The following is an 8,275-nucleotide window of genomic DNA, read 5'->3' as shown; positions in this document are numbered from 1 at the left end:
ACGTCATAAGAGCAAGCTCTTAATCAGTCCGCTCGACTTGCATGTATTAGGCACGCCGCCAGCGTTCGTCCTGAGCCAGGATCAAACTCTCCATAAAAATGGTAAGCTGATTAGCTCAAAATGTATCGCTAACGATACTTCATCGTTTTTATTAAAACGATGAGAAAAATTAACGAGATATCATGTATCTCTATTTCGCTTGGCTTTTGTTCAGTTTTCAAAGAACTCATCTGTCGTTGTTAGCGACTTTAATATCATAACAACAACTTCTGAAGAAGTCAACAACATTTTTTCTTGTTATTTCAACAAAAGATAATCTGTTTTGACAACGAGATTAAATTTACCACCTTATTAAAGATCAGTCAATACTTTTTTGAAATTATTTTAACTTCAAGCCCCCCTCCTTTATAAACTTTAATCTTAAAGTCATAACAAAACAGCACCCCAATAAAGGAGCGCTGTTCTAATTTAACAAGTTTTATTTTGACAAGAAAATAAAGTAAGCAAGAAATACAAAGAAGAGAACATACATTATCGGATGAATCTCTTTTGCTTTCCCTTTAGCAACCATCGTAATTGGATACAAGATGAAGCCCATCGCAATTCCTGTTGCGATGCTATACGTTAGAGGCATAGCAATTACCGTTACGAAAGCAGGTACAGCTATTTCAAACCTCTTCCAATCAATTAATCCTAATGAAGAAGCCATTAAGATCCCAACAATGATTAGCGCCGCAGATGTTACTTCAGCTGTCACAACAGCCAATAGCGGAGAGAAGAACAACGCAATAAGGAACAATCCTGCAGTTACTACAGATGTAAACCCAGTACGCCCTCCAGCAGCTACACCTGAAGCTGACTCAATGTAAGCCGTTGTCGTCGACGTTCCAAGGATCGCCCCAATAGAAGTTGTGCTTGAATCAGCAAGCAACGCCTTACCAGCACGAGGCAGCTTATTATCTTTAACAAACCCTGCTTGGTTCGCAACAGCATAAAGAGTTCCTGCTGTATCAAAGAAATCAACAAATAAGAAAGTCAACACTACTACGAGTAACTGCCATGTGAAAACAGTAGACCAGTCAATCGCAAATGCCTGACCAAATGTTGGCGCCAAACTTGGAATAGATCCAACAATCGCTTCGGGCGGAGCAATTACACCAGTAATGACACCAGCTATAGAAGTTATAACCATTCCATAAAAGATTCCACCATTAATACCACGAACCATAAAAACTACCGTAATTACAACACCAAAAACAGCTAACAAAGTTGGTGGAGCAAGTAAATTCCCTAGCGTCACTGCAGTCGCTTCATAAGGAACAACAATCCCGGCTCCTTTCAAACCAATAAAAGCAATAAACAAACCTATACCAGCTGCTGCTGCATACTTCAACTCAGCAGGAATGGCATTAATAATCACTTCACGAATTTTAAATACCGTAATTAAAATAAAAATAATACCAGAAAGAAAAACACCAAACAAAGCAACTTGCCAGTCTATCCCTAACCCAAGGACAACCGAATAAGCAAAAAAAGCATTTAACCCCATTCCAGGAGCAAGAGCAATCGGATAATTTGCTACTATCCCCATAATTAACGTTCCAATTGCAGCAGCTAATGCCGTCGCTGTGAAAACAGCACCAATATCCATTCCCGCATCAGCTAAGATCATTGGATTAACAAATAAAATGTATGCCATCGATAAAAATGTTGTTAAACCAGCAACTGACTCTTTTCTATACGATGTTCCGTGCTCTTTAAAACCAAAATAACGTTCCATTTGTGTTCCTCCATTTTTTCGTCTTACTCGTAATATAAACAGAAAAAAGCTTCCAATACATCACGATTGGAAGCTTAACTAACAAAAAATCGTTCATATCCTTAAACAACAAGGGGTAGATTGATTTTTCGTAGTCAAGCTCTTTACGGAAGCTTGGTAGAGACTCGCAGGCCATATCCCTGCAATTATACGAAAAGACTATACAATTCTTGCGCACCTAAAGAATTGTATCAACCACTCTATCCTTTGTCAATGAAAACACGAACCTTTTTTGTTTTTTTTATCAAATCATTCGGCTTTTTCTGATTATTCCCACTCGATCGTTGCTGGTGGTTTCGATGTTACGTCATAAACAACACGGTTTACGTGCTTGACCTCATTTACGATTCTTGTTGAGATGATTTCAAGTACATCCCAAGGAATACGTGCCCAGTCTGATGTCATCCCATCAATGGACGTAACCGCTCGGATACCAACAGTATAGTCATACGTACGAGCATCTCCCATAACTCCTACACTACGCATGTTTGGAAGCGCCGTGAAATACTGCCAAATTTCGCGATCCAAACCAGCTTTTTTAATTTCTTCACGTAAAATCGCATCCGATTCTCGAACAATCTCTAATTTCTCTTCTGTAATCTCTCCCAGTACGCGAATACCCAAACCTGGTCCCGGGAATGGTTGACGCCATACAATCTCATCAGGGATCCCAAGCTCTGTTCCAAGTTTACGAACTTCATCCTTAAACAATGTATTAAGAGGCTCAATTAATTCAAAACGCATATCTTCAGGAAGCCCACCTACATTATGATGAGACTTGATTGTTTGCGCAGTGTCTGTGCCACTTTCAATAATGTCAGTATAAAGAGTACCTTGAGCTAGGAAATCCATATCCTTTAGCTTTGTAGCTTCTTCATCAAACACATAAATAAATTCATTTCCAATGATTTTACGCTTTTGTTCAGGGTCTGAGACTCCTTCTAATTTACCTAAGAAACGTTCTTGTGCATCAATTTTAATGACTTTCATGTTAAAGCCTTCGCTGAACGTTTTCATAACACTTTCTGCTTCATCCTTTCGAAGAAGTCCGTGATCGATAAACATACAAGTTAACTGATCGCCAATCGCTTTATGGATTAAGACAGCAACAACAGAAGAATCAACACCACCACTCAAAGCACAAAGAACTTGCTTATCTCCTACTTGCTCGCGAATTTTCTCCATTTCTACTTCAACAAAGTTCTCCATTGACCAGTCGCCTGTACATCCGCACACTTCAAAAGCAAAGTTTTTCAGCATATCATTTCCGAATTCAGAATGACGAACTTCCGGGTGAAATTGAACGCCATATAGGCTTTGCGCCTCATTACTCATTGCTGCTACTGGAGTAGAAGGGTTATATGCATCAACAACAAACCCTTCTGGAGGGGCAGTAATTAAATCTCCATGACTCATCCAAGTAGATTGTTCAATCGGTAATCCTTTGAAGATTTTTGATTGGTTTTCAACTTTAATCGTCGCTTTTCCGTATTCACGATGATCAGCTGCATCAACTTTCCCACCGAAGTGTTGAGTCATTAACTGCATTCCATAACAGATCCCTAAAATAGGAATACCTAGATCATAAATAGCCGGATCACACTTAGGTGCTCCCTCTACATACGCACTATTAGGTCCACCGGAGAAAATAATTCCTGTTGGGTTCATTTTTTTAATTTCTTCTGCTGTTAACTTATTAGAGTGCAATTCACTATACACACCTAGATCACGAATACGCCTTGCAATTAATTGATTGTATTGTCCACCAAAGTCTAGTACAACAATCATTTCTTGGTTTAATTCAGTCATGCTTTCCCACCCTTTTTATGATTTCATTCGTACATCCCATTACAAAAAGAGAACTAGAATTCACCTACTTGTCCGAATAAACATGAACAAGGAAGGCAGAAATTCTAGTTCTTCTTTCTGCCTTCATAGTCAGATTTTTCACGGTAATCCGGTAGAGACTCTTAGGCCATATTCCTAAGGATATACGAAGGTCGATTCTTTATACACTTTTTAAACACTGATTCATTTTATCAGTGAGCTTTAAGACGGTCAAGAATCGATTTTCCGAACAAAGGAAAGCCAATTCGGCTTTTGTTTCGACCAACTAGCATCAATCGATTGACCACCATACATAATCCGTTCGTATTCAATCGTTAAACTCATCATCTCTGTTGTGTTAAAAAGTTTATCCATTCGCGTAGCGTATTCTCTAAGCGTCTCCCCGTTTTCACGTTCCCAACCAACATACTTCAACAACCAAAGTAAGCGATCATACGCTTGCAAAAAGGCCTCTTTATCGTCTCTTCGACCAAACTTTGTTAACGTATAGTATTGGACAATTCGTTTATTTTTAGCAAGAACAAATGAAAACATTATAACTATGAGTCCAGTTAAGATCCAAGGCCCACCCGGTATCGTCCAATTTAGAGAAGAACCAGCACTGGTAGATGATTGCTCATCATCCCCCTCAAGATCCGCAAATGCATCCTCCACTTCCGGCTCGTTTTCGTCTTCCTCATCTTCTACTCTTGAATCCTCTCCTGTTTCCTCTCTCTCCACTTCCGGCTCGTTAAACTCATACACGTTATCAAATCCGCGCGTTGGTTCAAACGGTACCCAACCCACTTCTGGGAAATAGACTTCTACCCATGAATGAGCGTTTCCGTTTGTCACTTGATAAACATTTCGAGAATCTTCAGTACCAATGAGCTCACCTTGGGTAAATCCCTTTGCCCATCTCGCTGGAATATCGATTGTTCGTAACATAACAATCATGGCTGTAGAAAAATTATCACAGTATCCTCTCATCGTTTCAAACAAAAACTGATCAACATAGTCTTGTCCCTCTCTCGGAACAGAAACGTCTTGAGTCTCATATTGAAAATCATTCCGCCCAAAGTACGACTCAATCGCTTTTGCTCGGTCATAACGATTTTCTTCACCTTCTGTAATTTCTAGAGCAAGGTCTCTTATCCGAGAAGGCAAGTCATCAGGAAGCTGAGTATAATAATCTCGTATATCATCGGGGTCTTGATTACTCGTTTGGCGCAGTCCTTCAATTTGATAACTAGGATACAAGTACTCATACTGATAATGTTCAAGTTTCATAGACTGAGCACCTCGATACGTACTTGCTTTCCCTGTATAGGCATCTTGGAACAATTCAAATTCTCTAATCTGATTGCCCAGCTGTAATTCCCCAGGGTAAAACAAATGATCAAACCCGCTTGAGTGTTCAGTTAACATAATCTCTGCTTCCAACGTCTCATATTCAGTTATTCCTCGACCGCGATTACTGTATAAAAAACTCTTTCTTTCTACAGGGGTGGTCGTTTCCCAACCTCGCCCTGTATAATAATCCTTCGTTTCCCCTCTCCAATAATGTTCTCTTGTAGAGAAGGCATAAAATACAGGTGTATCATCATCTATGAATCCACCACCTAAACGTTCATCATTATCTCCATAACCAATTCGCTGAACAAGTTCCCCTGATCCATTTTCACCCATTCCAACAGCCGCTCTTACAAATGGAACAGGATCATCCCATTGCGGGTCTGGTTTGGGCGATAGCACCCCTAATAATCCTCCTACACCAATGAGCATTACAAGTAACATAGCAAGGCGAACAGGCAAAAGTTTAGGTGCTTTATAGACAGTTTGTTGTTCAATCATCCGGTAAATAGTGACCAAGCCTAGTAATAGAAAACCAACAATAAACGTACGTATTATAGCAAATGTGGCGTCATAAATAGTAAATGTATCAATTACAGTAACGTAAACAACAGTAAAAATTAGAAAAAACAACACTCTTCTTGCATGTACTGTCCAATAAAATAAAAGATAACTCATAATTGCTAACAAGACAAAGAATAAGAAGCTCCGAAATAGGTCGGTCAGTCCATACCAACCACCCGTCATCATAAGCTCAATATTTATCATGATGTCAGAAACAATATAAATGAACCATTCAAATGATAGAAACGGTCCATCTATGAAAACTAAGTAAAGTCCATAAAAGACGACTAAAGACTTTAACACCATCGAGACAATGACAGGCAATTGTAAAAAAGTAATAAAGAAAAAAACAGCTGTAACTAGCACAAAAACAAAAATATACCCAGTATCTGTAATGTGCGGGAGTGGTAAAAGCCATTCCATAAGCAGCAAGAAACTTAATCCATATAACAGGAAATCTCTTCCTGTTTCGGTTTGCTTTTGATCTAAACGCACGACTCCCCCTCCCCTTTCAATTTATTCGTTTTCAACAAAGACCGAAATTCCAGCCTTTTCTAGCTCCGTTATAAACATACGATCGTGCTCCGAAACCGCAACTAAACAAACGGTAACGACAACACTTTGTTCTAATAACGTTTTACAAACCTTTAATACTTGCTCTTTTAATCCAACACAAACGTAGTAGACATGCATCCCTGACCAATCTTGATATACCTTATGAATGGCAGGTGTTGGCTCCTCACTTGGTATTACTTGGGCCAGTGTTGTTAAACCTTTTGAAATAGATGGTTGATTCACTTCAAGCGACATCCAATCCGTAAATTTAACTGCAAGCCTCACTCCCGGTTGTTTTTGGGTAAAGGTAACCATTAAGGAAGCAGCCAATTCGACCGAATGCTCAAAAACGGAATCATTTGGATCGATAATAGCTGAATCAAATGCAACAACTATCCCTTCGCCCTGATAAGACTCAAATTCTTTCGTCATTAACTTAGTCGACCTAGCTGACTGTTTCCAGTCAATTGAAGTTAACCGGTCTCCAGGCACATATTGCCGAACACCAGCAAGAGATCGATCTTCCTCAAAAGAACGCTGAATCCTCCTGCCATCTAAACGTCTCGGTTTTCCATAGTCAGGAATTGTTGGCAGTTCATGAAAGCGAGGATATACAAGAATCTTTGTTTGACAATTTACCTTGTTCTCCCTTTCAAACAAACCAAATAAATCACCAAACACAAGCGATAATTGTTCAAATGCATGAGCGCCCCTTTTTACGTCACGGACATTGTAAGAGAAGACGAGACGTCTTTGGAAAGAAAAGAAAAAGAGAGAACCTGATTCCTCATATGTTCCGAGATTCCTAGGAATCAGATCTTGAACCCTAACATAGAAAAACGGCTGAAGCGCACGCTTATGAAGCGTGACCGTAACCGTTAACGACTCACCGGCTCGCAATACATCTTTATGAAATATCCGTTCCGCTTTCACTATCCGAAATGGATACATAGCTACCAAAACGGTGGAAATCACAACTGTGACAACACTATAAAATAAAAACCAACTCACAAATCCACCTTGAAACATCGCATAAGAAAACGCCACCGCAATAAATAATAAAAGAAGCACGTATTTTACAAATAGACGAAAGTTTACTTTCCCTCTACTCACAAGCGCGTCAACCTTCTTTGATTCACAGGAATTTGGACTTGTTCCAAGATAGAAGAAAGAACTTCTTCTTGCGTCCTGTTAGACATTTTGACCTCGGCCGTTAGCATGATTCGATGCGCAAGTATATATGGCGCTAAATGCTTCACATCATCCGGAAGAACATACTCTCTTCCTTTCATAAAGGCATATGCTTGAGATGCTTTCATTAATGCAATTGTCCCACGTGGACTTACACCTAGCTCCACTGATCGATTTTTTCTCGTTTCATGAACTAGGTCAATCATGTACATCTTGACATCTTCACTAACGAGAACTTTCGTTATTTCAGATTGGATGTCTACTACCTCCGCTGTTGTCATTACCGGCTTAATGTCCTCAAGTGGATGCTTATGTTGAAGGCGTTCTAGTACTTCTAATTCTTCTAAGGCTGTTGGATATCCTAAATTTAGCTTAATTAAGAACCGATCAAGCTGAGCTTCAGGTAACGGGAATGTCCCTGCATACTCAATGGGATTTTGGGTAGCCATAACAAAGAACGGCTTTTCAAGCTGAAGAGTTTCTCCATCTATCGTTACGCTACTTTCTTCTAACGCTTCTAGTAATGAAGATTGGGTCTTTGGTGACGTACGATTTATTTCATCAGCAAGGACAATATTCGCCAAAATAGGACCCGGGCGAAACTCAAACTGCTGCTTATGTTGATTATATATCGATACCCCTGTCACATCTGATGGCAGGAGATCTGGTGTGAATTGAATTCGTTTAAATTCTGCTCCAAGAGATTTGGCTATCGCTTTAACCATCATTGTCTTTCCAACTCCCGGAACATCTTCAAGCAGAACATGCCCTCCAGCAAAAAGCGCAACAAGGCTTAATTCAACCTCTTTCCTCTTGCCAACGACGACAAGTTCAATGTTTTCAATTACTTTTTCAATTCGTTCAACCGCTGCTGTCATGCAACTGCCTCCAATCTAATAAATAACCAGTCTATTTCCATCATACCATTTCAACCTATAAAAAACGTTACAATTGCATTACCAATTT

At 39.6% G+C, this 8,275-nt stretch carries 5 protein-coding genes, 1 rRNA gene and 2 riboswitches; all 6 genes read right to left on the bottom strand.

What is annotated here, in order from left to right; translation table 11 throughout:
• Positions 1-97: ribosomal RNA gene (locus AC1FXP_RS21745) — 16S ribosomal RNA — on the bottom strand; the annotation flags it as partial.
• Between the two features lie 381 nt (positions 98-478).
• Positions 479-1,780: an NCS2 family permease gene (locus tag AC1FXP_RS21740; RefSeq protein ID WP_480064033.1), complete on the bottom strand. Its 1,302-nt coding sequence runs from the start codon at positions 1,778-1,780 to the stop codon at positions 479-481.
• A 111-nt stretch (positions 1,781-1,891) separates the two neighbouring features.
• Positions 1,892-1,993: riboswitch (purine riboswitch) on the bottom strand.
• A 93-nt stretch (positions 1,994-2,086) separates the two neighbouring features.
• The gene (gene guaA / locus AC1FXP_RS21735; protein WP_480064032.1) at positions 2,087-3,628 is read right to left on the bottom strand and encodes a glutamine-hydrolyzing GMP synthase; all 1,542 of its coding nucleotides are present in this window, start codon (positions 3,626-3,628) and stop codon (positions 2,087-2,089) included.
• A gap of 106 nt (positions 3,629-3,734) precedes the next feature.
• Positions 3,735-3,836: riboswitch (purine riboswitch) on the bottom strand.
• A gap of 41 nt (positions 3,837-3,877) precedes the next feature.
• Positions 3,878-6,058, bottom strand: a complete 2,181-nt coding sequence (locus tag AC1FXP_RS21730) for a transglutaminase TgpA family protein (RefSeq protein ID WP_480064031.1) — start codon at positions 6,056-6,058, stop codon at positions 3,878-3,880.
• A gap of 21 nt (positions 6,059-6,079) precedes the next feature.
• Entirely contained in the window at positions 6,080-7,231 is a 1,152-nt protein-coding gene (locus tag AC1FXP_RS21725) for a DUF58 domain-containing protein (protein ID WP_480064030.1), read from the bottom strand.
• On the bottom strand, positions 7,228-8,187 hold the full coding sequence (locus AC1FXP_RS21720) for an AAA family ATPase (protein ID WP_480064029.1): 960 nt from the start codon (positions 8,185-8,187) through the stop codon (positions 7,228-7,230). The genes AC1FXP_RS21725 and AC1FXP_RS21720 overlap by 4 nt, the downstream gene beginning before the upstream one ends.
• Positions 8,188-8,275: the final 88 nt, after the last annotated feature.

The organism is Halalkalibacter sp. HAAS-P013 (genome assembly GCF_056619925.1).
This window is presented reverse-complemented; position numbering and strand designations above follow the sequence as displayed.

Coding starts and splice junctions, on each gene's coding strand:
- AC1FXP_RS21740 (WP_480064033.1), bottom strand. CDS start 1,780: ATGGAACGTTATTTTGGTTTTAAAGAGCACGGAACATCGTATAGAAAA.
- guaA (WP_480064032.1), bottom strand. CDS start 3,628: ATGACTGAATTAAACCAAGAAATGATTGTTGTACTAGACTTTGGTGGA.
- AC1FXP_RS21720 (WP_480064029.1), bottom strand. CDS start 8,187: ATGACAGCAGCGGTTGAACGAATTGAAAAAGTAATTGAAAACATTGAA.